The 24059-nt window shown below is 72.4% G+C and carries 16 protein-coding genes; 10 read left to right on the forward strand and 6 right to left on the reverse strand.

Annotated features, from left to right (window positions below):
* The first annotated feature begins 4 nt into the window (after positions 1–4).
* Genes ACTMTJ_RS31740 through ACTMTJ_RS31780 form a run of 9 tightly spaced genes read left to right on the forward strand, consistent with a single transcriptional unit; the run spans position 5 to position 15358 of the window.
* Positions 5–1612: an Hsp70 family protein gene (locus tag ACTMTJ_RS31740; protein WP_441222325.1), complete on the forward strand. Its 1608-nt coding sequence runs from the start codon at positions 5–7 to the stop codon at positions 1610–1612.
* A gap of 13 nt (positions 1613–1625) precedes the next feature.
* A complete protein-coding gene (locus tag ACTMTJ_RS31745; protein ID WP_441222326.1) occupies positions 1626–4277 on the forward strand; it encodes a hypothetical protein in 2652 nt (883 codons plus the stop codon).
* Positions 4278–4279: 2 nt separating this feature from the next.
* Positions 4280–5485, forward strand: coding sequence for a hypothetical protein (locus ACTMTJ_RS31750; protein ID WP_441222327.1), 1206 nt, complete (start codon positions 4280–4282; stop codon positions 5483–5485).
* A 1-nt stretch (position 5486) separates the two neighbouring features.
* Positions 5487–7853 (forward strand): GTPase-associated protein 1-related protein, encoded by a 2367-nt coding sequence (locus ACTMTJ_RS31755; protein WP_441222328.1) that lies wholly within the window; start codon positions 5487–5489, stop codon positions 7851–7853.
* 27 nt (positions 7854–7880) lie between these two features.
* The gene (locus ACTMTJ_RS31760) at positions 7881–9410 is read left to right on the forward strand and encodes a TRAFAC clade GTPase domain-containing protein (protein ID WP_441222329.1); all 1530 of its coding nucleotides are present in this window, start codon (positions 7881–7883) and stop codon (positions 9408–9410) included.
* A gap of 1 nt (position 9411) precedes the next feature.
* A complete protein-coding gene (locus tag ACTMTJ_RS31765) occupies positions 9412–9567 on the forward strand; it encodes a hypothetical protein (protein ID WP_441222330.1) in 156 nt (51 codons plus the stop codon).
* A gap of 1 nt (position 9568) precedes the next feature.
* On the forward strand, positions 9569–10708 hold the full coding sequence (locus ACTMTJ_RS31770) for a hypothetical protein (RefSeq protein WP_441222331.1): 1140 nt from the start codon (positions 9569–9571) through the stop codon (positions 10706–10708).
* Positions 10705–13368, forward strand: coding sequence for a CHAT domain-containing protein (locus ACTMTJ_RS31775; protein ID WP_441222332.1), 2664 nt, complete (start codon positions 10705–10707; stop codon positions 13366–13368). Before ACTMTJ_RS31770 ends, ACTMTJ_RS31775 begins: the two co-directional genes overlap by 4 nt.
* 16 nt (positions 13369–13384) lie before the next feature.
* On the forward strand, positions 13385–15358 hold the full coding sequence (locus ACTMTJ_RS31780; RefSeq protein WP_441222333.1) for a hypothetical protein: 1974 nt from the start codon (positions 13385–13387) through the stop codon (positions 15356–15358).
* Between the two features lie 644 nt (positions 15359–16002).
* On the opposite strand, the gene ACTMTJ_RS31785 is transcribed toward ACTMTJ_RS31780, so the two are convergent.
* From ACTMTJ_RS31785 to ACTMTJ_RS31800, 4 genes are all read right to left on the reverse strand, one after another.
* Positions 16003–17958: a caspase family protein gene (locus ACTMTJ_RS31785; RefSeq protein WP_441222466.1), complete on the reverse strand. Its 1956-nt coding sequence runs from the start codon at positions 17956–17958 to the stop codon at positions 16003–16005.
* 125 nt (positions 17959–18083) lie between these two features.
* A complete protein-coding gene (locus tag ACTMTJ_RS31790) occupies positions 18084–19079 on the reverse strand; it encodes an ABC transporter permease subunit (protein ID WP_441222334.1) in 996 nt (331 codons plus the stop codon).
* Positions 19076–19999, reverse strand: coding sequence for an ABC transporter ATP-binding protein (locus tag ACTMTJ_RS31795; RefSeq protein ID WP_441222335.1), 924 nt, complete (start codon positions 19997–19999; stop codon positions 19076–19078). Before ACTMTJ_RS31795 ends, ACTMTJ_RS31790 begins: the two co-directional genes overlap by 4 nt.
* Complete coding sequence (locus ACTMTJ_RS31800) at positions 19996–20385, reverse strand: GntR family transcriptional regulator (RefSeq protein ID WP_441222336.1); 390 nt, start codon at positions 20383–20385, stop codon at positions 19996–19998. The genes ACTMTJ_RS31795 and ACTMTJ_RS31800 overlap by 4 nt, the downstream gene beginning before the upstream one ends.
* A gap of 116 nt (positions 20386–20501) precedes the next feature.
* On the opposite strand from ACTMTJ_RS31800, the gene ACTMTJ_RS31805 reads away from it, so the two are divergent.
* Positions 20502–21782: an alpha/beta hydrolase family protein gene (locus ACTMTJ_RS31805; protein ID WP_441222337.1), complete on the forward strand. Its 1281-nt coding sequence runs from the start codon at positions 20502–20504 to the stop codon at positions 21780–21782.
* Here ACTMTJ_RS31805 and ACTMTJ_RS31810 read toward each other — a convergent pair.
* Both ACTMTJ_RS31810 and ACTMTJ_RS31815 read right to left on the reverse strand, forming a co-directional pair.
* On the reverse strand, positions 21764–23449 hold the full coding sequence (locus ACTMTJ_RS31810) for a Calx-beta domain-containing protein (protein WP_441222467.1): 1686 nt from the start codon (positions 23447–23449) through the stop codon (positions 21764–21766). The two genes, ACTMTJ_RS31805 and ACTMTJ_RS31810, sit on opposite strands and share 19 nt — an antisense overlap.
* 141 nt (positions 23450–23590) lie before the next feature.
* A complete protein-coding gene (locus ACTMTJ_RS31815) occupies positions 23591–24028 on the reverse strand; it encodes a MarR family winged helix-turn-helix transcriptional regulator (RefSeq protein WP_441222338.1) in 438 nt (145 codons plus the stop codon).
* Between the last annotated feature and the right edge of the window lie 31 nt (positions 24029–24059).

The raw sequence follows: 24059 nt of genomic DNA on the forward strand, positions 1-24059 counted from the left end.
ATCCGTGGCGACTTTCGGCATCGACCTCGGCACGACCTATTCCTGCGTCGCCCGCATCGACGAGACCGGCCGACCGGCGATCATCAAGAACGCGATCGGCGACGACACCACGCCCTCGGTGGTCTACTTCGAAGAGCCGGATCACGTGGTGGTCGGCAAGGACGCCAAGGCAAACGCCAAGCTGCGCCCCGACCTCGTCGTCTCACTGATCAAGCGGCAGATGGGCAAGTCCTTCGAGATCACCGCGCACGGCCAGACACACTCGCCGGAGTCCATCTCCGCGCTCATCCTCCGCGAGCTCGCCCGCGCCGCGAGCGAAAACTGCGGCGAAGAGGTCAAGGACGTGGTGATCACGGTGCCGGCCTACTTCGGGGTCGCGGAGCGCGACGCCACGCGGAAGGCCGGCGCGATAGCCGGCCTCAACGTACTGAGCATTGTGGACGAACCGGTCGCGGCCGCCCTGCACTACGACGCCCTCTCCACCGGGCAGACCCGCACGCTCTTCGTGTACGACCTGGGCGGCGGCACCTTCGACACCACCGTCATCAAGGTGTCGCCCGAGGAGATCCAGGTCGTCTGCACCGACGGCGACCACCACCTCGGCGGCGCCGACTGGGACGACCGGCTCGCCGAGTACCTGCTCGAACAGTTCCTCGCCGAACACCCCGACTCCACGGCGGCCGACGACGAGGAGTTCCTACAGGAGCTGGCCGCCGGCGCCGAAGACATCAAGAGGCAGCTCAGCAGCGTGCAGACCCGCCGGTTCAACGCGCGGTTCGCCGGCGACGTCTCGAAGATCGAGGTGACCCGGGAGAAGTTCGAGGAGCTGACCTCGGAGCTGATCAAGCGGACCTTCACGATCACCCAGCGCACCCTGGAGACGGCTCGGGAGAAGGGCATCACCGAGTTCGACGACGTGCTGCTGGTGGGTGGGTCCAGCCGGATGCCGGCGGTCGCCGCCGGTCTGGAGGCGCTGGGCCTCGCGCCGCGGATGCACGACCCGGACCTGGCCGTGGCCAAGGGCGCGGCGCATTACGCGCTCATCGAGTCGATCAAGGTGCAGTTGCCGGAGGAGGGCACGGAAGCGCCCGAGGCCGCCGTCAAGGATGTCGCCGACCAGCTCAACATCTCGGTCGAGAAGGTGCGGGCGCTGGCCGGCAAGCGGGTCGCCACCGTCGTGCCGCGGGCCTTCGGCATCAAGGTGCTCAACCGCGACGCGCAGGGCGCCGAGTTCTACACGGTCGAGCACGTGCTGCGCGCCAACACGCCGCTGCCGGCGGAGACCGAGCCACAGCGGTTCGGCACGGCATTCCCGGACCAGGTCGAGATCGAGGTGGAGATCTGGGAGCAGTCCGGCTCGGTCGAGTCGGACGTGCTCGAAGACAACGAGCACATCGCCGAGGGTCTGATCAGCGGGCTGCCGCCGCTGCCACAGGGTTCGCCGATCGACGTCACCTTCCAGATGGAGACCGACGGTCTGTTGCGGGTGCACGCCATCGAGCTGAAGACCGGCAAGGACCTGCGCATCGAGCTCCAGATCAAGAGCGGGCTCTCCGACGAGCAGGTCAGCGAGGCCCGCTCCGCGGTGGCCCGTTACAGCGTTTCCGCGTGACGGCGGCCGGCCGATGTTCGATCAGGAGCGCTACCGGCAGGAGGTGCTCGATCCGGCGCGGAAAAGCCAGAACACCCCGCCGGCGGACCTCTTCATCCGGTACGGCATCGACACCGACCGGCTTCCCCGCGGCGACCAGTTCGACGCGCACCTGGCCACGGTCGTCAAGTACTGGCAGTCGCTGAGCCAGAAGATCACGTACCGCCGGCTCGTCGAGGCGCTCAACGCCGCGCACAAGGCACTTCAGCAGGCCCGGCAGCTCACGGTCGAGCACTTCGCGGCCGAGCGGGACCGGCTCTCCGCCGAGGTCGGTCGCAAGCTCGACGAGGCGGTGGAAGACCTGGCGGCCGGCGGCTCGGTGGTCGCCGCGTCCACCGTGGCGAAGGTGGCGGCCCGGCTCAGCGGGGCGATGGTCGAGTCGCAGCTGCGCGAGCGGCTCACCAAGCGCCGGGTGCGCATCGTCGACGAGATGTGGCCGCTGCCCGAGGCGCCGCCCGCCAAGAGCCGCGAGGTGATGCGGTCCGTGCGGATACTCGGCCTGCCGCTGTCCCTGTACGCGGTGGCCGGCGAGAAGGTCGGCGAAGGCTTTACCCTGCGTGCCGGCCTGCGGGTGACGGATGGCCCGCTGACCGTCACGATGTTCGAAGACGCGAGGGCACGGGCCGAGCGGCGGGCCCAGGACGACCGCAAGACCGCCACCGAAAACCTGCTGACCAACCTCCGCGACGCCTACGACCAGGGCACGCTCGACCAGCTCGTGCTCTGGGAGCTGATCGAGGTGTTGGCGCCGGCCGCCGAGCTCCCGATGGCCTCGGTCCGCCGCGTCGCCCGCGAGGCGACCCAGCTGGGGTTGAAGCGGGAGGAGGCCGAAGAGCTCGCCCTGGCCGTGCTGATGCGGGGCGCGGCCGCCGCCCCGGCTCGCCGCGACCCCGCTGGCGAGGTCGACGAACTGCTCGGCGGTGGTTCGCTGCGCGCGGCGGAGCGGCTGCTCGGCACCCTGCCCACCGAAGAGACCGGCGAGGTGCGGGCCCGCGTCGAGGCGGTGGCGAAGCGGGTGGCCACGCTCGCGAGCCAGGCGCAGAAGGAGATCGCCGCCGGCCGGCCCGAGCACGCCGCCGAGCTGCTCACCACCGCGCTGCGCGACGCCGCCGACGACACCGATCTGACCGGGCGGCTGCGCGCGCTTGCCCCACCGGCGGTGCCCGCGGTGACCGCCGGGACTTCCGCCGGCGACCGGGTCGCGATCGGCTGGACGCCCAGCCCGGCCCGTACCGGTGGCGTCACGTACCAGGTGGTCCGCACCCGCCGACGGCCGGCCGGCTCGGCGACCGACGGCGACGTCGTGGGGCGCACCGACGGCAACGAGCTCGCCGACAGCGCCGCCCCGGCTGGCGACGACCTCTACTACACCGTCTTCGCCTCGCGGTCCGACGGCGTCTGGTCGGCCGGTGCCAGCGCCGGTCCGGTGGCGCTGCTGCCCGAGGTCACCGGCGTGACCGTGACGGCGGGCGAGACCGGTGTCCGGGTGGGCTGGACGGCACGGGCCGACGCCAGCGCCTTCAGCGTGGTCCGCGAGCCGGGCGGAGCTCCGGTGAGCGCCACCCGCACCGGGTTCACGGAGGAGGGGCTGAGTCCGGGCCACGACTACCGGTACGTGGTCCGCGCCGGCTATCCGGGCTCGCGCGGCGCGGTCGTCCAGTCCGCCGGCGTCACGCTCACCGTCACCCCGCAGGCACCGCCGAAGGCGGTTCCGGATCTGGGTGTCGAGCCGTTGCCGGGCCAGGATCCGGGCCGGCTGCGGCTGGTCTGGACACCGCCGGCCAGCGGCAAGGTCACCCTCCGCGCGGCGGCACACCGGCCGCGCTGGCAGCGCGGCGCGGAGATCACCGAGGCGGAGCTGAGCGGGTACGGCCAGGAGCTCGCCGGGCACGCGGAGCCGGCGACGAACGACCGCGTCGCCCTGGCGGTGCCGATGCCGGCGGGACGGGTCTTCGTCACCGCGTTCAGTGCCGGCGGCGGCCGGGCGGTCGTCGGGCCGACCGTCTCGGTGACCAACACCGTGCCGGTCACCCGGCTTGCCGCCCGCCGGGTGGGTGACCGGGTGCGACTCAGCTGGGAGTGGCCCTCCGGCGTGGCGCTGGCCCGGGTTCGCTGGTGGCCGGCCGAGGCCGGTGCCGACGCACACGCGCAAGAGATCGACTGCTGGCTCCGCTCCTATCGCGACGACGGCGGCCTCGAGATCGCCACCGGGTCCGGCGCCGTGCACGTCGCGGTCGCCACCGTCAGTCGCGACGCCGAGGGCGAGAGCGTGGGCAGCCCGGTGACCGTGCTGGTGACCGGCGTCGGCGTACCGGTGAGCTACCGGTTCGTCGAGCGCGGCGTCCCCTTCCGGCGCCGCACCCGGATCGAGCTGAGCTGCGAGCAGCCGTGTTCCCTGCCCGACCTCGTGGTGGTGCAGTCGCCGGGCCGGGTCGCGCCGCTACGGCCGGAGCAGGGCACCGCGGTCGCGCGCGTGCCGGCCCAGCGCCTGGATCCGGGGCGCCCGCTGAGCGTCGACGTGGCGGTGCGGGCCGCCCGCGGACCGTACCGGCTCGGCTGTTTCGTCGACGACCATGCCGGCGCCGGGTCGGCCGTGGTGCTCATGGGTATCCCGGGAGGGCACTGAGCATGTCCAAGCTGACCTGCCCGTACTGCTACGGCACCTTCGCCGAGAAGCAGATGCGCTTTCGGTGCGGCGGCCTGCGGGCGCCGGATGGCAAGGTATGCCCGCAAAAACCTGACCCGGTGCGCGCCAAGCTGGGGGACAACAGGGTCGTGCCGCCCGTCGTGGAGGCCAACGGCAAGCGGCTCTCCGCCGTGTGCAAGGGATGCGGCAACATCGCCACGATCCAGATCTGTCCACATTGCCACAGCCAACTTCCGGTGCACTACGGCAAAATCGACAACCGCATGGTGGCGATGATCGGCGCCAAGTTCAGCGGCAAGTCGGTCTACATGACGGTGTTGCTGCACGAGCTGATCCACCGGGTGGGCCGGCGCTTCGACGCCGCGGTGATCGGCGCGGACGAGCGGACCCGGCGCGAGTTCGGCAGCGAGGAGCGCACCCTCTACTCGGAGGGCGTGCTGCCGGTGACCACCCGCACAGCGGCGGCGGACAAGGGTAGAGAGCCGTTCGTCTTCAAGTTTTCGCTCGGCGAGCGGCGGCGGTTTCGCAGCACCCTGCGACACACCGTGCTGTCCTTTTTCGACACCGCTGGCGAAGACCTGGAATCGGAGCAGGGCGTCGCGCAGAACGTCCGGTACCTCGGCAGCGCCAACGGCATCATCGTGCTGCTCGACCCGCTGACGATCCCCGGGTTGGTGGAGACTCTCGGGCTGGATCCGTCCGTGCTGCCCACCGAGAGACAGCGCGAAGCGGCGAAGGCGGACAGCCCGATCAACATCCTCACCCGGGTGACCGAGGTGCTCCAGAAGGTGCCCGGGGTGGGCCCCAACCGGATGATCGACACTCCCGTGGCGATCGCCTTCTCCAAAGTGGACGCGTTGTGGGACGCGCTGCCCGAGCCGAGCCCGCTGCGGCAGCCGGCGCCGGCCACCGCGTACTTCGACGACAACAACAGCCTCGCGGTGCACGCGTACGTCCAGGCGCTGTTGCACGACTGGGAGGGCGGGCAGATCGACCAGTTCCTGGCCAAGCACTACCGCACCTACCGGTACTTCGGCGTCTCGGCTCTCGGCGCCGTGCCACCGGCCCTCGAGCCGGGGCAGCTACGGCAGAAGGTCGCCAAGTCCGGCATCCAGCCACACCGCGTGGAGGACCCGTTTCTGTGGCTGCTGAGCCGGCTCAAGGTGATCGAGACTGGGAAGGACTGAAATGGGCGTGCCGCAGATGTACTACACCTCCTGCGAGGTGGGTCTGGCCGGCTACCCCGGCTTTCAGTTCAACGCCGCCACTCCGGGCATCGACGACGCGGTGCTGCGCCGGGTCGAGCAGTCGACGTCCTACGAGCCGCCGCGTTCGCTCGGCTACCAGCCGACCGCCGAGCAGATCGCCGGGTGCCCGGTCAACCTCTGTTATCTGCCCGGCGAGGATGGCGAGCCGTCGATCCTGGCCAACACCGCCTTCGTCGGCACCGACTACTCGCACCGCTTCGGAAACTACTTCGTGCACGCCATCAGCCTCGCTTCGGCGGGGCGCGACCTCGGCGGCGCGCTGCCGATCGACTTCTGGCGGGCCGCCTTCTGGGCCCGCTCCGAGTCCAGCCACACCCAGCTGTCCGAAGTGGACGCCGTGCCGTCGGCCCCGTTCGGCCGGGCTTCGACCGACGCGTTCCTCCAGCAGAGCGGGCGGCTCGGCTGGCTGCCGCGGATGCTGACCGCGGTCGAGCGGGCGATCGCCACCGGCGACCGGCCGGTGATCCTCCTGGAGGCGGACAGCGAGCGGGTCGCGCGCTGGATCGCCGCGATCTGCCACCTGCTGCCGCCGCCCATGGCCCGGCGCCTGTCCTTCGCCACCTACAGCTTCCGTCCCGGGCGGGGTGGTGAGCACCTGGTGGGCACCGTCCCGGAGACCGACTTCGTGGCGGACGAGTCGGCCCTGCGCAGCTATCGCCTCTTCGATTTCGTCGACGGCCACGCCTCCGACGGCGCCAGCCACCCGATGGCCGAGCTGCTGACCGCCCTGGGCCCGGAGGCCATGCAGACCGTGTGGACGCTCGCCGCGCCGCTCGCTTCCGGCCAGGAGCGCGACTTCGCCGGCTGGTACCCGCTGGCGGCCGCTGGTGCGCTCTGCGCCGACCTGCCGGTGAGCGCGGACGACCTGGCCGCGGTTGTGGACTGGCTGCCGGCCAACACGGGCAGGCTGGAGCCGGGCCTGGTGGTCGACGTCGCCGAACGCTGCCTGGACCACGACGCCATCACCGTGCCGCAGAGCATCGCCCTGATCCAGGTCGCCGCGGCGGTGCGCGACGACAATCTCCGCGCGGCGGCCGAGATCTGCGCGTTCAACCTGCTGGTACGCGATCCTTCCGCGGCACCGGCGGACCTTCCGCGGCCCGTGACCGAGGCGGCCATCCGGCACGCCACCGGCCTCGTCACCGCCAGGCTGACCCGGGCCGGTCAGCTCCCGGAGGCGCTGGCGCTGCTGACCGTGGCCGTCCGCGCGGAGCTGCCGCTCGATCGCGGCGACCTGGAGGGCTACGGCCGCGAGCTTGTCGCGCCGATGCTGCTGGACCGCCCCGACGAGCCGCTGCCCCAGGTGCTCGGCAAGGTGCCCGCGCTGCGCCGCGGCATGCTCACCGCGCTCGGCGACGCACTGTCCACCAGGGAGGCCGCGGTCCTGGCCGTCGCCACGAAGCTCGACGGCACGGTGTCGCAGGAGGAGCTGGCCGCGTACCCGCGGCTGCGCCGGCTGCTCATGGTGGCCCGGGCCGCACGCGAGCCGGAGCGGCGGATACCAACGCTGTTGCGGCTCTGCGAGACCGACCTGCCGGATCGCGCGGTGCTCGGCGCGCTGTGGCCGGAGGAGTGGAGCGTCGAAGACGCGGTCGAGGTCGTGCGCCGCGTGCCGGAGCGGTTCTGGGAGTCGCCGGCCATGGTCGACCGGCTCGACCAGGTGCTGCGCCGGCCGGACGCGCCGAACGGGCAGTGGCGGGAGTACTACGCCCTCTGCGACTTCGTGGTGGATCGAAAGCTCACCGACGACATCTCCGCCGCGGCCGCCGCCCACGCGCTCGGCATCCGGCGGGCGCGAAAGCTGGTGCAGCAGACGGGCGCCGCGCGCGGCCGGCAGCTGACCGAGCTCGTACGCAAGGCGCTCGACCAGATGCAGCGCAGCGAGCCGCTGGTGCGCGGTTGGCTCGAGGCGCAGCTCCCGCCGGTGCTGCTCGGGCTTGACGCGCAGCCGCTGGCCGACCTGCTGCCGCGGATGCCCGGGGCCCTCCGGGTCAGATACCGCGAGCGGCTGACCGAGACCCTGCGCCGGCGACCGCCCGACCTGGCACTGGCCACGACCGTGTTCGAAACGTGCGTGCTGCTGTCCCGCGTGCAGCCGGCGCTCGTGAAGGAGCTCAACGAGGTGCTGACCGCGACGGTGGCGCGGTGGAAGTCGCGCGACCTCGACCAGCTGGACAAGTGGGTCGGCGGCTCCGACAACAAGAACCTGGCGAAGTACTACACGCAATGGCGGGAGTCACGGGTGCCGCGCGGGCTCGGACGCTTCCTGCCGCGTCGGCGGCACTGAGCCTGTTTGTCGGGAGGGCAACATCCGATGTTCTATCTGTTTCTCCTGCTCATGTGGTGGGCGCTGGTCGCCACCGTCTTCATGGTCCTGAGCGTCCCGCTGGTGGTCGTGACCAGCGCCGTCTTCCTGGTCCTCTACGTGAGCGCCTACATGCGGGCCAGCGGCCGCGCGCTGGGTGTCCTGTCGCCCGGCCAGGCCGTCGCCGTGCCGGCACCGAGCATGACCGGGCCGGGCGAGCCGGCGTACGTGCACTACCTCTCCGGACCCGCGGGCCGAGACCTCAAGCAGGTCGTCCGGCTGTCCTGGGAGGAGATGCGGCTCCAGGCCCGCAAGCGGCGCGACTGGCTCAAGGCCAAGTTCTTCGGGTACGGCAAAAACAACTACTGGCGGGCGATCGGCGTGCTGTTCGGCGCCGGTCTCGTCGTGAGCTCGCTGATCACCGCCGCGGTCATGGGATTGGTGATTGTCGGCGAGCTGGCGATCTGGGGGCTGCTCTTCGTCCTCGCCAAGACGGTGCTCTACCTGCTGCGCGGGCTGGACGCCGGTCTGTCGTACCTGCGCGGGATCAAGCTGAGCTGCCCGACCTGCCACAACCGCGTGGTCTACCCGGCGTACGAGTGTCCGGGGTGCGGCACGCGGCATCACGACGTGCGGCCCGGCAAGTACGGGCTGCTGCGCCGGGTCTGCGCATGTGGCCACCGGATGCCGACGCTGCTGCTGCTCGGCAGCCACCGGATGACGGCGTACTGCTCCAACCAGGTGTGCGGCGCACCGCTGGCCGAGGGCGCCGGCACCGCGCGGGAGATAGTGGTGCCCATGGTCGGCGCGACCACGGCGGGCAAGACCCGCATGATGCTCGCGCTCGCGGCCACCCTTGTGGACGGTCACCCGATGCCCGGCATGCACGCCGAGCCGGCCGACCAGGAGACCAAACGCCGGCTCGCCGACCTACAGGAAAGCCTGCGCAAGAAGGGCGGCACCGACAAGACGCTGGCCCAGGACGCCATGCGGGGCTTCTCGTTCAACCTCAACGGCGGGAAAGTGCGGCGCCTCGTGCACATCTACGACCCGCCGGGCGAGCGGCTCAACGACTCGGCGCTGCTGCACGAGCTGCGTTTCATGCGGATCGCCGACGCGTTCGTGTTCGTCGTCGATCCGCTGGCGATCCCGGACGTGTGGGACTCGCTCGACGCCGGCGCCCAGAGCCGCTATCTGCCGGTCCGGTCCGCGCGACCACCGGACTTCATCTTCTCGCAGGTGGTGCAGAGCCTGGAGGGCATGGGTGTGCAGCCGCGGAAGAAGGCGCTGGCCGTGGCGGTCACCAAGAGCGACCTCACCGCCGGCATCCCGATCTGCGGTGAGCTCGGCGACGGCAGTGACGCGGTCCGCGGCTGGCTCAACGAGCGGGTCGGCATGGGCAACATGGTCCGCGCCATCACCAAGGCCTTCGGCGAGGTGCGCTACTTCCACACCACGGCGCGGTTCACCGGCGGCGACACCGACGACAACGTGCGCGACCTTCTCATGTGGACCCTCGGCCGGTACGGAGTGAGCTGACATGAACACCTTCAACCCCTACCAGCGCTGGCGGCACGCGGTATACGTGGGCGGTGTCGCCGTGGTCGGCCTGCTCACCGCCGCGGTCCTGCTCACGATGGTGGGCTGCCTGTTCGCGTGGTTCGGTGGCGCCAGCTCCGGGCAGGCGGGGTACTAGCGTGACCGCACCGCGGCGGAACGGGCTGACGTCCGTGCCCGCGCTCCCGCTGGCCGGTGACTCCGTCGACGTCACGCTGCCCGTCCCGGCCGGACCGGTGCGGCCGTTCGCGTTGCTGCTCGACGGACGCGGCCGGGTGATGTCGGAGTTCGACCTGGTATTCCCCGGCATGCCGGCGCACCCGTCCGGCGCGGTGCGATGCGGCGAGGCCTCGATGCGGGTGGTGCCGGCGGCCGGCGGCGATGGCGTCCGCCGCATCGCGATCGGCCTGCTGCGCGGGCTCGACGCACCGGCCGAGGCCCGGCTCGACATCGCCGGCACCTCCTTCACCGTCCACACCGATCCGGGTGACCCGGTGGTGGTGGTCGCGGAGCTCGTCCGGGATACGGCGGGCGAGTGGCGCTGCCGGCGGGCCGGCTACGGGCTCGCGTCCGCCGCACACCTGGCCACCCGGTTCCGGGCCGAGCCGGGCGGGCCGTTGCAGCGGCGCCTCACCACCTACCTGGCCGCGCTCGCCCCGCCACCGGCGACCGCCGGAGCAGTGCCGGCGCAGCGGACGGCGACAGCGGGGCTGATCGTCGGCAGCGTGTCGCTCGACCGCGGCGAGCACGCCGCGGTGGCCCGCGCCGGCGACACCTTCCGGGCGTCGCTCAACTGGAGCAGGCGCAGCAAGGATCTCGACCTCTACGCGCTCTATGTGGACGGTGCCGGGCGCGGCGGAGCCTGCTACTACCGGCAGCAGGGATCGCTGCACGCGGCGCCGTACATCTGCCTCACCTCCGGCGACCAGCGCGGGCGGGAGACGGTCGAGATAAGCCGCACCGCACACTTCCGCTACGTGCTGATCTGCGCGTACTCCGCCGTGGAGAACGGGTTCGGCTCGTTCGCCAGCTTCCACGCCTTCGTCGAGGTCGACAACGGTGACGGGTCACAGGTCCAGGTACCGCTGCACAGCCGCAACCGCTACGCGTACTGGGTGGTGATCGCGCTCGTCGACCTCCGCACCGCCGACCGGATATCGGTGCGGCACGTGGAGCGGTACTCGGCGCCGGGCAGCGAGGCACGGCCGGTGCTCTACCCGGACGGCTCGTTCCAGATGGACGCGGGTCCGGTCGAGTTCAAGACAAGGCCGGTCTGGTGACCCGCGCGACGGACGAGCGCGACGACCTCCTGCGCCGGTACGCGGACATCGCGCTGGCCGCGTCCGGAGACGGCGACCTCGACGCGGCGGCCTCGGGGCTGCACCGGCTGCCGGCCGCCCTGCCCGGCCGTGGCCGGCTGGCGGCCGCGCTTCTCGGCGCCATGGTCCGCGAGCCCAAGCTGGACATGGCGCGGCTGCGCCGCTTGGAAAGCGTCCTCGCGGTGGCCGAGAGCGACCCGCCCGCCAGTCCGAAGTGGACCAGCACGCGCGCCGCCGCGCGGGCGGTGGCGTTGCTTGTCGCGGCGGCCGAGGACCGGGTCGCCGACCCCCGCGAGGCGATGGCCGAGCTGGAGAAGCTCGCCGCCGAAGCGGGTGCGGACGCACCGGCCGCGCCGCTTCTCGAGGCGGCGCGGCAAGGTCTCGCGTTCATGGCCGCCATGCACGAGGGCGACGAGTCGGCGCTCCGCCGGCTGCCGGAGCAGTTCGAACGCCTGCGGTCCATGGGTGGCATGGCGACGCACCCCCTCGCCCAGCGGCTGACCGACCTGGTGGCGGCGACCACCGAGTTGATGGCGGCCAACCAGCGCGGCGACGACCTGACCGAGCCGATGGGCCGCGTCCGGGAGGCGGCCGAGCACCTACCGCCCGACGATCCGGTGCGGGTGGCGGCGCTGGAGGCGCTTTCCATGGCCGCCGATCTGCGCGGCGTGCCATCGGGCGGACAGTCGACGGGACCGGGCGAGGCGGATCCGGTGCTGCGCCACACGCACGCCGCCGCGATGCTGCTCCGCGACGGCGAGGAGACCGACGTCGGCAAGATCGAGGCAGCCATCGTCTCGCTTCGCGAGGCGCTCCGCCTCAGCGGCCCGGACGACACACGCCGGCCGTTCCACCTGGCCGGCCTGGCGCTGGCGATCTTCCGGCGGACCGAGGTGACCAACTCGATCGCCGGGCTCGACGAGGCCGTCACGTTGCTGACGGAGGCACGCGAGCTGGCCGGTGGCCCGCACCATCCACAGTGGTCCTGGATAGGCGACATGCTCTCCGGCGTCCAGCAGCGGCTCGGCACCTCGGCACCGCCGCACCGCACCGGCCTCGACGCGATGCGCGGCCACGCGTTCCGGGTGATGTTGCAGTCGGACCTGGCGGCCGCGACGGTCGCGGCCGCCGACGCCGCCCGCTCGGCCGTCGACACCGCGCGCTGGTGCCTACAGGCCGGTGAGCCGGCCGACGCGATCACGGCCCTGGACGCCGGGCGCGGCCTCGCCCTCTTCGCCGCGACCGAGGTGGGCACGGTCGGCACACGGCTGCGGATGGCCGGACGGGCGGCACTGGCCGACCGCTGGGACGCCGCGGTGGCCTCCGGCGACCCCGACCAACTGCCCACAGTCCTTCGCCGCGACGCGCTCGCGGTCCTCACCGAGCAGGGCTCGCCGGCCGTGCTCGACCCGCCGGGCCTGGACGAGATCCGCGAAGCGCTGCACACCCTCGACGCCGACGCGCTCGTCTACCTGGTGCCGGGTCTGCCCGGCTGGGCGGTGATCGCGCCGGCCGATGGCCGGCCCGGCTACATCCCGCTGCCCAACCTCCAGCCCGACGGAGACCTGGACGTCGAGCGGTACCTGAACGCCGCCGCCCGCCGGGCCTCGCGCGGCGACCCCGACCGCGACATGGAAGCGGACGACGACGCCGACGACGCGTTCACCGACAGCCTCGACGCCTTGTGCCGCTGGGCCTGGCGCGCGGCGATGGGTCCGCTGGTCGAGCAGTACCTTCCCCGGCTCCCTCGGCGAGCTGACGGTCGCCCGCCGCGCGTGGTGCTGGTGCCCATGGGCAATCTCGCGCTCATCCCGTGGCAGGCGGCCCGCCACCCGGACGGCCGGTATGCCGTCGAGCTTGTCGCGATCTCGCAGGCGGTCTCGGCGCGGATGCTGTGCCACGCCGCCACGCTGGCGCCGGTGCCGCTCGCACCGACCGGCCTCATCGTCGGCGACCCGGACACCGGCGACCCGTCGCGCGACCTGCTCGCCGCGCGAGCCGAGGCACACGCGATCCGGCGTGCGTTCTACCCGGGAGCCCGCTACATCGGGCGCCGGCCCGACGGCAGCAAGAGCCCTTCGGGCTCGGGCGGGGCCGACGAGGTGCGAGCCTGGCTCACCGCGACCGGTCCGGCGGCCGGGGCGATGCTGCACCTGGCCTGCCACGGGTTCACGTCCGCCAGGGCCGGCACCGGATACCTGCTGCTGGCCGGCGGTGACCGCCTGGCCGCGGAGACGCTGGGCGCGGTGATGGCCCGAAACCCCGAGCGGGCCATCGGGCTCGTCGTGCTCGCGGCCTGCCGCACCGGGCGCACCATCAGCGGCTACGACGAGGCGTACAGCCTGGGCACCGCCTTCCTCGCCGCGGGCGTGCGTTCGGTGCTGTCCACCCAGTGGAGCGTGCCGGACCGGGCCACGTCCGTCCTGATGTTCATGTTCCACCACTACCTGATGGCCGGCCGGCGGCCGGTGTGGGCGGCGCTGCGGGAGGCCCAGCTGTGGATGCTCGACCCGCGCCGCCAGGTGCCCAGCGGCATGCCGGACGAGCTGCGCGCCGAGTTGACCGGCGCGGACCTGACCGCGGTGGCGGCCTGGGCCGGGTTTGTCCACTGGGGACGATGATGCGGACGGAGGATCTGTGGCCGAGGACATCGACGGTTTGCGTGCCAGGCTCGCGGGCATGCGCGGGCCGGCCCGCACGCACACCCTGCACGACCTGGCGCGGCTGCTGGCCGACCGGTACTGGCGCACCGGGCCGGGCAAGTCCGAGGCCCTGCCGGACCTCCAGGAGGCGACCGAGGCGCTCACCGAGGCGTACGGCTACTTCGAGCCCGGCGACGAGCTGAGGGGGATGGTCGCGGCGCAGCTTGGCTGGCTGCTCGCGGCGCGGCACACGGCGCACGGCGGCCTGGAGAGCGACCGGGAGACGGGGATCGAGCGACTCCTCGAAGGCCTCGCCTACCCGCGGCTGCCGCCCGCCATGGTGCCCATCGCCCGGCTCATGCTCGGCCAGCTGTACATGAGCCGGGTCACGGGCGGCTTCATCCAGGGGGCGATGACCCTGGCGGTGCGGCCGGGCAAGGGCAGCCGCAAGCAGGCCGACGACGCCCGCCGCGCGGCCGAGTGCTTCCGGCAGGTGCTGGCCGAGTCGAGCCTCGGGCCGCAGATCACCGCCGCCGCCGAGGCGATGCTCACGCTGGCCGAGGCGCTCGCGAGCATGTTCGGCGGCGTCCCCGGCTTCGACCCCGGAACGGTGACCCGAGCGGCCCAGGCCCTTCAGCGGCTGCGCAAACAGAGCGGCGGGCCGCTGCTCTCCATGGGCAGCCGGATGGCCGGCATGGACCCACTGGACCGCCCGGTCGTCGTGATGGACGGCCCGGCCACGACACCGGCCGCGCCACGCCCCCGTCCCGCCGCTCCGGTCACCGACACCGAGGCGCTCCGGCAGGCACTGCGGGAGCGGCTGGGCGCGGACGCCGAACCCTGCGCGGCGGCGGGTGCCCTGCTGGCCGACGGCGCGCCACCGACCGATGTGGACACTGCCGACGAGCTTGTCGCGTTGGCCACCACCGTCGTGCACGCCGGCCCGGCCGTGGCCACCGACCACCTCCTGCTCGCGGTAGCGCTGATGCTGCGCGGCCGCGCCGACGACGGCCCTGGCGCGGCCGCCGATGCCGACGCCGCCCTCGACAGCGTCCGCGCCGCCACCGCGGATGTCCGGTCGCTGCCGGCGCCGGCCTTCACCCTGCTGCTGCGGCTGAGCATCTACCTCGCCCACCGGGACACCGCCGGCATTTTCCGACGTACCCTCGCCGAGATCGCCTCCGCGCTGCGGAGGGTTGGCGCCGACGCGCTCGCCTGCCCCCAGCCGTCCGGGATGGTACTGCTGCACGCCGCGAGCGGTCGGGTGTCGCTCGGTACCGAGCGCAGCCTGCCGCGCCGCACACTCGTCGTCGGTGACCGGCCACCGGCCGCCGGGATCGCGATCGTCTCCACCATCGCCAGCCACGCCCAACTGCTCGACCTGGCAACGCGCCAGCGGCGGCCGGTCACCGAGGAGCCGGTGTTCGTGGTCGACCCGCGCGCTGACCGCGAGCGGGCCACCGCGGAGGTGGAGCCGCTGAAGCGTTGCTATCCCCGCGCCGAGGTCCTCACCGGAGGCACCGCGTCCGCCGTGCTCGCCCGCCGCGGCGCGGCACTGCTGCACCTGGCCTGCGCGGAAGGTCCGGACGGGGCGCTGCGGCTCGCGGGCGGCACCGAGCTGCGCGCCGAGGCGATCGCCGCCGCTGGCCGCTGCCGTCCCGGTGGCGGGCTTGTCGTGCTGCCGGCGACCGGCGCCGCGTTTCCGGCATTGGCCGACGCCTTCCTGGCCACCGGCTGCGCCGGCGTGATCGGCTGGCTGCGCCCGGTGTCGCCGCGAGTGGCGTCCACTGTGTACCTCGCCCTGCACACCCGGCTCGCCCGGCAGCCACAGGAGCCCGCCGCCGTCGTGCACGCGGTGCGCCGCTGGCTGCGCGACCCGGATCGCAAACCGCTGCCGGGCTTCACCGCGCATCTCACCGGGATCGACACCCGCGACGTCGCCAGCGCCCTGGCGCACCGCGGCATCTGAACCCCGTTTCCCACCCCTCGCGGCAGGCCCGCGGACCACCAGATCCTTGGCATCCAACGGTCCTCGACTTTGGCGGTTTGGCTGGCTTGAGGCCCGGCCAAGCAAGGCTCCGCAAACCCCGATGCCCACCGCGCGCGGTGATCGTTAGCCCGCAAACCGCATTCTCGCCCGCGTGTCACACAGGTTTCGGGCTAACGATCACCACGCCTTCCACATGCTGACCCGATGGTCCCGTCCCGTGGGAGCTCCGGGAATGCGACGGCTGGCCGGCATGATCGTTAGCCCGATTAGGGCGTTGTCTTCGGTGTGTCACGCCCATTTTAGGCGAACGATCATGGCGCCGCCCACATGCTGAGCCACCGCCGCAACCAGTGGGAAGGGTGGGCCGGCACGGCGAACACCGCAACCACCCACCAAGAAACCAAACAAGCCGGGGACGGCCCGGCCGGAGCCCGAGGCCCCGCCGGAGGCGCCGAAGTAACCGCGACCAACAGCGGACGGGTAAGGCCGCGGGAGCAACGGAGGGTGACCACCGCGGACGTCGCGGTAGCTCAAATCTCCATTAGTCCAATCCACTATGGACGAACTGCCCGCGGTTCGGGGCCGTGCCTGACGAAGCGACCTCGACCCGAAAGCTCCATGGGTCAGCGCCGGGCCGGCACCTCGGTGACGACCGGGAGGGTGAGCGTGGACCAGTCGTACCCGCCGGCGCCGTCCACCTCGTCGTCGCGGTCGACGATGATCCGGCCGAGCCGGTCGAGTAGGCCGTGCAGCGCCATCGGTCCCCGGCGCGCCGGCCGGGCCTCGCCCAGCGGCGGCAGGTCGAACGGCGCCGAGCCGAACTGCTCTTCGGCGACCAGCAGCTTGAGCACGTCGCGGACGCTGCGGCCGGGCTCCGGCGGCTGGCTCTTGGGCAGCTCGACGCGCACCGTGCGCCCGCCGCGGGCCCATGCGGTGGCCCCGGGGTCGACGAAATCGCCGGAGTACAGCGCCGCGTGTACCCGGTAGCCGCTCGTCAGGTCGAGCAGCACGCAGAACAGGCGGCGCGTGTGCCTGTTGTGCAGGCGGATGAAGATCCTCGGCGGCACCCACGTGGTGCCCTCCCGCGTGTACCGCAGCCGGATCTCGCCGTTTTCGGCGACGAGCGACTCGGCGGTGTCGCTGGGTAGGCGACCCGGGACCGCCGGGACGATCTCCAGCGTGACAAGGCCGGCCAGCCTCGACGTCGGGTTGTCCAGGGCGTGGATCTGCCGCCATCGGGCGATGTGCTCCAGCTGCCGCACCACAGCCGAGGCCGCGCCGGTGAGCTGCCCGCCGATCACCGCGCCGTCCGGTCCTTCGACCCAGGCGGCGTGGCGGCGGGTGGCTACCCGTAACTCGGGTGTCGCACCCCCGTCGACCACGTGTACGTGCGGGGACGGGCAGCCGCCAGGGCCGGCGGTGCGCAGCGCCGCGAGGACCCGCTCGGCCGCGGCCGGGTCGTCGCCGGGCCGCCCGCCGACCGCGACCGCCGTGGGCGGCAGCGGCACCCGGGAGAGCACGACCTGGTATTGCCTTTCCTGGTCGGGCGACCAGCCGATCGGCTCCACCAGGCTGCGCTCGGTCAGGACGCTGACTACCCGGGCCTCGCGCGGCGGCCGCACGCCCGACTCGGCCACCCGCAGCACGTCGGCGCCCGTGGGCACCGCCGGCAGGCCGTGGCAGGAGCCGGCATCCAGCTCCCAGCCGGACCGGGTGTACCGGATCAGCATCCCGGTGCCGGGCGGCGCGATCACGCCGCCGAGGAACGGCTGGTCGGCCGGCCCCGGGGCCTCCGGGTGGAGCTGTGGCACCTGGCAGGTGGCCCGCAGCTCGACGTCGGTCCGTGCGGCGATCAACAGCTGGCGGTAGGTCGCCGCGCCGCCGAGGCGGCCGAGCGCCCGCAGCAACGACCAGCTGAACAGCCCGCGCCGGGCGCCCTCCAGCCGCCGCTCCTGCGCCACCTCGAACCGCCGCGCGGCCGCGAGCGCCACATGCTCCACTTCGGACCGGCCGACCGCGGACGCCGGGCGCCCACCCAGCTCGGGCAGCAGGACCTCCGGCAGCTCGGCGGCAGGCACGCCGGGCACCCAGCGCACGCCCACGTCCGGCGCCCGGCTTTCCAGGTCGAGGCGGGTGGCGCCGGCGCTGTGGCAGCTGTCCAGCACGACCGCGACGTGCGCGCGGCGCTCCGCCACCTCGTCGAGCAGCACCGACAGCTCCTTGTCGAGCAGGTCGGGTACACCTGGCGTGCGGCTGTCGGCGCACACGAGGGTCTGCATGAGCGGGCCGCTCTCGATGTGCCGAAACCGTCGTGGCACCGGCATCTCCGAGCCGTGGCCACAGAACCAGAACAGGGCGGTGTCACCCTGGCGGGCCTGGCCGAGGTGCCGCCGGATCCCGTCGATCACCGCGGCCCGGGTCGCCGCCTCGTCGTGCAGCTCCCGCAAACGCAACGTTGTGCCCGGGACCATCCGGCTGCGGAGGAACGCGGCGGCGGCCACGACGTCGTTGCGGCAGCCTCGGAGCGCCGGCACACCCGCCGCCTGGTATGTGTCCACACCCACCAGCAAGGCGTACACCGCGGTCAACGCGCACCATCCTTCTGAAAGCGATGGCTGAAGACTGCCGTGGGACCGCGGCGCGAACGAGTCGGCGAAGCGCCCGTCTTTCCGGACCGAAGAGGCCTGGCATACCGGCGACCGGATCAGCTGAGGCCGCGGCGGATGCGCCAGAAGGCGAACCCGGCCAGGAGACCACCCAGCAGCAGGTAGGTGCCGAACTCCAGCCACTGGAACGTCCAGTACCGGCTGGCTGGCTGGTACTTGACGGTGAAGTGCAGGTTCTTCTGGGCTACACAGGCCATGTCACGGCGGATGTCGCCCTTGAAGCAATCGTTGATCTGGCCGCGGGCGACCTGCTTGCCGTCAGCGTCGAGAAGGGGCACGCGGCCGGAGAGCATCCAGGAGCCGGGGACCGCGTTTCCGTACCCGCTGATGCTGATGCCGTCGGTGCCGGCGCTGAACTCGGAGACCTTCGTGTCGGCCGTGAAGGCGACGGTCTCGGTCACCGGCGGCCGCAGGTGCGGGCGGATGGTGGTAGGCACCAGGATCTGTAGCGCGGCGAACACAGCGAGCGTGATGGCCATCGCCGGGATCGTGCGGCGGGTCAGCAACCCGATGACGATGCCGGCGGTGACGGCGAACGCGGCGTAGGCCAGCGGCACGATGTTGCGCGTCGGGAAGAGCAGCGGGTCGAAGCGGCCGCCGATCAGCTTGTCGTACGGGCTGGCCGCCCAGGTGAGCAGCAGGCTGAGCGCGCCGGCCAGCGCGATGCCGGCGAGCGCGACGAACCCGAGCTTGACCGCCAGCCACCGGGTGCGGGTGACGCTCTGGTTCCACACCAGACGGTGGGTGCCGGTCTCGACCTCGCGGGCGACCAGCGGTGCGCCCCAGAACGCGCCGATGATCGCTGGCACCAGCACGACGAGGAAGCCGGACAGCAGCAGCGTCTCGAAATAGGCGTCTTCCATCACCTCGCGGGCACTGCTGAGGGAGCAGGACGCGACGCAGTCGGTGACGTTGGCGTCGTAGGTACTCCGGATCCGCAAGCCGAGAGCCACCAGGAAGATCGTGAGCGCGGCGAGGGCGGCGAGCGCGATCAGCGCCTGGCCGCGAAACTGGCGCCAGGTGAGCCAGATCATCGTTGTGCCTCCAAAGGCTGTGCGGCGTAGCCGCGGACGGGGGCGCCGGCCGCGACGGTCGCGGCCCGGGTCAGGTAGGCGAGGACCATGTCCTCGAGGTCGATGCGCTCGAAGCTCGCCTCGGGAACGAGCTGGGCGAGCATGCCCGTCGTGTCCTTGACGACCAGCGTGCTCTGGCGGGCGGTGTGCTCGGCGTGGACGATCTCGATGCCCGGCGGCAGGGCGTCGAGCTCGCCACGGGCCGCGATCACCCGCTTGTGCATTTCCAGCAGGTCTTCGACGTCGCCGGCGAGCTGGACCCGCGAGCCGGCCAGCACGACGAGGTGGTCGCACACCCGCTCGACGTCACCGAGCAGGTGTGAGGAGAGGATGACGCTGACCTCGAGCTCGGCCACGAACTCCATCAGGCTCTGTAGGAACGCCCGGCGGGCCAGCGGGTCGAGCGCGGAGACCGGCTCGTCGAAGATCAGCAGCTGCGGCCGCTTGGCCGCGGCGAGCGTCAGGGCCAGCTGGGCGCGCTGGCCGCCGGAGAGGCGGCCGGCCTTCTGCGTCGGGTCGAGGCCGACCTGCTCGATGCGCTGGCGGGCGAGCGTGGCGTCCCACTTCGGGTTGAGCCGGGCCCCGAGCCGCAGGTGGTCGGCCACCGACAGGCCCGCGTAGACCGGTGTGTCCTGCGCGACGAAGCCGACCCTCGCCAGCTGCGCCGCGCTCGCCGCGGGCTGCGCGCCGAGCACCTCGATCGTGCCCGCGGTCGGCCTGATGGTGCCGGCGGTCAGGTTGAGCAGGGTGGACTTGCCCGCCCCGTTAGGCCCGACGAGGCCGACGATCCGCCCGGCGGGAATGGTGATCGTCGCCTCCGTCAGCGCGGCGCGCCGGCCGTATCGCTTGGTCAGGCCGTCGGAACGCAGGACCGGTGTCATCGGGTCACCTCTGTGGCCTCTCGAAAGGTCGTCATGAACAGGGCCTCGATGCTGTCCGCGTCGAGGCCCGCGGCACGTGCCTTGGCCAGCCAGGCACGCAGCTCCACGCGGAGCGGCTCGTGCGCGGCCAGCGACTCGCCGGCGAGCGACTGGGTCACGAACGTCCCCACCCCGGGGCGGGGCGTGACAAGGCCGAGGTGCTCCAGCTCGCGGTAGGCCTTGAGGACGGTGTTGGGGTTGATCGCGAGCTTTGACACGACCTCCTTGACCGTCGGCAGCTGGTCGCCCACCGACAGCAGGCCGAGCCGCAGCGCCCGCTGGACCTGCTGGACCAGCTGCTGGTACGGCGAGACCCCGGAACGGAGGTCCAGATGGAAGTCGATCACGGCTACTCACTTTAACTAGGGTACTAGCACTATAGAACTATGGACCGCTCACCCGTCAAGGACGGGGTCGGCCGAAGTGCCCGTCCCGCGTACCCGTGCGGGTCTAGGTTGGTGAAATGCCTTCGCATCAGGCCTTTTCGCGGGGCTTCTTCCGTGACCGGGACCTGGACTACATGACCCGGGTGCTCCTTGGCCGAGCGGCGTACGGCGGCAGTGAAGTCGGCGATGTGCTCGCCACGATCGACCGGATCGAGGGGCGGGTCGACTGGCGGCGCGAGTGGACGCGGACCGCCCGCCGCGCCCGCGTGTCGGCCGAAAGCCAGCGGTCGCGCGGCGACGTCGTCGGCGCCGGACGGGCCTACCTGCGCGCCGCCACCTACTGGGCTTGCGTCGCCGAGGCGTACACGGAGGGAGACGACCACGAGGGGCTGCTCGGCGCGTTCCACGCGCACCGGGCCTGCTGGGACGCGTTCGTCGACTCCTTCGGTGGCGCCCACGTGCGCGTCGACGTGCCGTACGAGGACACGACCCTGCCCGGCTACCTGCTGCGTCCCGACGCCACCGGCATCCCGCGGCCGACGCTCGTACTCACCAACGGCAGTGACGGCGCGCTGAGCGGGCTGTGGAGCGGCGGCGCCGCCGGTGCGCTCGCCCGCGGGTGGAACGCGTTCGTGTACGACGGGCCGGGGCAGCAGTCGATGCTGTTGGACCGCGGCGTGCCCTTCCGGCCGGACTGGGAGGCCGTGCTCACGCCGGTCGTCGACGCGCTCGTGGCGCGGCCGGACGTCGACGGCGAACGCCTCGTCGCGTCCGGCATCAGCCAGGGTGGCTACTGGGTGCCGCGGGCGCTGGCGTACGAGCACCGGTTCGTCGCGGCGGTCGCCGACCCGGGCGTCGTGGACGTGTCGACGCGGTGGATGCACGCGGTCGGCGTGAGCATGCGCGGCATGCTCGACCGGGGCGAGCGGGAGGCGTTCAACCGGGACATGCGCATCGCCACGCTGCTGCCGGGGCTACGCCGCGCGCTGGCGTACCGCAGCCGCGCGTACCGCTCGCGGGACGACTGGTTCGACCTCTTCCGCGAGGTGCGCACGTACGCGCTGGACGACGAGACGGTCAGCCGGATCGCGACGCCGCTGCTGGTGACCAACCCCGAGGGCGAGCAGTTCTGGCCCGGGCAGCCGGAGCGGTTGGCCGCGCTGCTCGGTGACCGGGCCCAGCTCGTCGACTTCACGGCGGCGGAGGGGGCCAGCCTCCACTGCCAGCCGCTCGCCCGCCAGCTCACCGACGAGCGCGTCTTCGGCTGGCTGAGCGCTCAGTTACCGGGCGCGGCCCCGGGATCCGAAGCTCCCCAGGGCCGCGCGTCCGGTGTTTCAGGTCAGGCCTCGCAGGGCTGACCCTCCACATTGGCCTTCGACTCGGCGATTACCACGTCGGTCAGCAGGGTGTCCAGGAAGACGGCTCGCCGCACGACCGTGCCCCCGCTCGTCTGGGTGCTGTTGAGCTGGAGCGAACCCACCACCAGCGGGATCGTCAGCGGTGCGGTGCCCACGGCTACCGGTAGGCCGTTGATCTTCAGGCTGGCGATGGACGAGGCACCGGCCAGCGCCGGCTTCAGGCCACCCGGCCCGTCCACGCAGGTCGCCGACGCCGACGACCGGACCACACCGAGCTCGATGACCACCAGGCCGGCGATGATTTTCGTGGAGTCGACCTGGGCCGTCGCGGCGCCACTGTCGCCCACCGCGGGCGGCGCGCTGTTCAGGATGTCCGGGGTCTGGTCGGTGCGGGCGTCCAGCCGGCTGGTCTGGACGCTGACGATGCCCGCGCCGAGGCTCGACTGGGCGACCGTCGCGACGTCGTCGGCGCAGGGCACGTCGGCCGGGTTGGCCTGGGCCGCCTTCAGACCCGCGATCTTCACCGCGGTCGCCTGGCAGGAGAACGAGCCATCCCGCTCGTCGTCCAGGATCCGGCCCTGGCCGACACCGTCGACGATGGCGGCGCCGGTAGGTGCCGAGAGGTGCACCGCGAACGTCTCGTCCGGCTCGTTCACCGCGTCGTCGTTGATCGGCACGGAGACCTGTTTGGTCGTCTCGCCCAGGGCGAAGCCGAGCGTGCCGTTTACCGCCGTGTAGTCGCCGGGCGCCGTCGCGGTGCCGTTGGCGGTGGCAAACTTGACGGTCACCGGGTTGTCGGTCGGCCCTGTGCGGGCGACGGTGAAGACCGCCTGGCCGCCCGTCTCGGAAACCTCGACATCGTCGATCCTCAGACCGGGTACCCCGACGGTGAGCTTCTGGACGAACCCGCGGCTCTTACCGTCGACCAGAAAGTCCACAGTGCACTCGTGCGTACCGGCCGGGACGGTGCCGGCGAGCGCGACGTGCTCGGCGAACGTCGCGTCGCCGCCACTCGTGACGGTGCGGTTGGCGGGGGAGAAGGTCACGGAGACGCCGGCGGGGCAGGAGACCACCTTCGGCGTGACGGTGACCTTGATTGCCCTGATACCGGCGAGGACGGCGTCGGCGACCTTGTCACGGGCGACATCGGCGAGCAGCACCCCGCCGGTCGCGGCGGTGAGGTTGCTGAACTGGCCGGCGCCGTCCAGCGCGCCCAGGTCCACCGCGACGAGCCGGATGCCGGCCGCCTGGAGGGCTGCCGAGGTGTCGGCGAGGGAGTGGCCCCCGCTGGGGTCGTGTGACGGGGCGTCCCCGATGAGGACCACGACGCGGGTGCTGTCCGGCCGGAACGTGACGGCGCCGGTGGCCAGCTTGTAGAGCGCGTTGAAGTTGGCCTCGGGCAGGTCGCCTCCACCGACGGCCACCCACTGGTTGATGCCCGCGCGCACCGCCGCGTGGTCGTCGGTCAGTGCCTGGTTGACCCGGAACGGAACGGCGTCTGTGACGTCCTTGTACTCGGCGACCGCGAACTGGGCGGTCGGCTGGGCGGCACTCAGCTGGGCGAGGATGTCGGCGGCGTTGGTGCGGACGTTCGTGATAGCGGGCGGGAACCTGGAAGGCGTCGGATCACTATGGAGAGTGAAGCAGGCGCTACTTTGTGCCAGCAGTCTTGACTAGCGATCAATGGTCTTGTACGCAGCGCCTCGCCGTGTCGGATTGCCGACGGCTGCGAGCGTGCGCCCGGCCATTCGGGCGACCCAAAGGGGGTGGACGTTTCCGCGCGCCGGCTGGCCGTCCGGCGAGTGGACTTACTGGTATGGATCGGTGATCTCGCGCAGCTGGGTCAGGATGCCGCGCAGCTGGCTCATCCGCCGCGCGCCAAGATGCGCGACCCACTCCGCCTCGACCTCGGCGACGGCGGCCGCCGCCAGCGGGATGGCCTTGGCGCCGCGCGGGGCCACCCGGACCAGGCGCGCGCGGGCGTCGGTGGGATCCGGGACGCGCTCGACGTAGCCCGCGCGCTCGAGCTGGTCGACGAGAAAGCCGGCCGACTGCTTGGTGATCTGCGCCTGCTCGGCCAGCTCGGTCAGCCGGCTGCCCTCGGGCGCGATGCGCTGGAAGACGCGCGCCTGCGCCGGCGTGAAGTCGTCGAACCCGGCCGCGGCCAGGGCCTCGAAGACGCGCGCCTCCATGGCTCGATAGGGGATGTAGAGCAGCAGGCCGACGTTGAGGGACAGGTCAGGCACGGGTCGGCCTCCCTTGACAGCTCGCCGTGTG

This window comes from Phytohabitans sp. LJ34 (assembly GCF_052068095.1).
Taxonomy (GTDB): Bacteria; Actinomycetota; Actinomycetes; order Mycobacteriales; family Micromonosporaceae; genus Phytohabitans.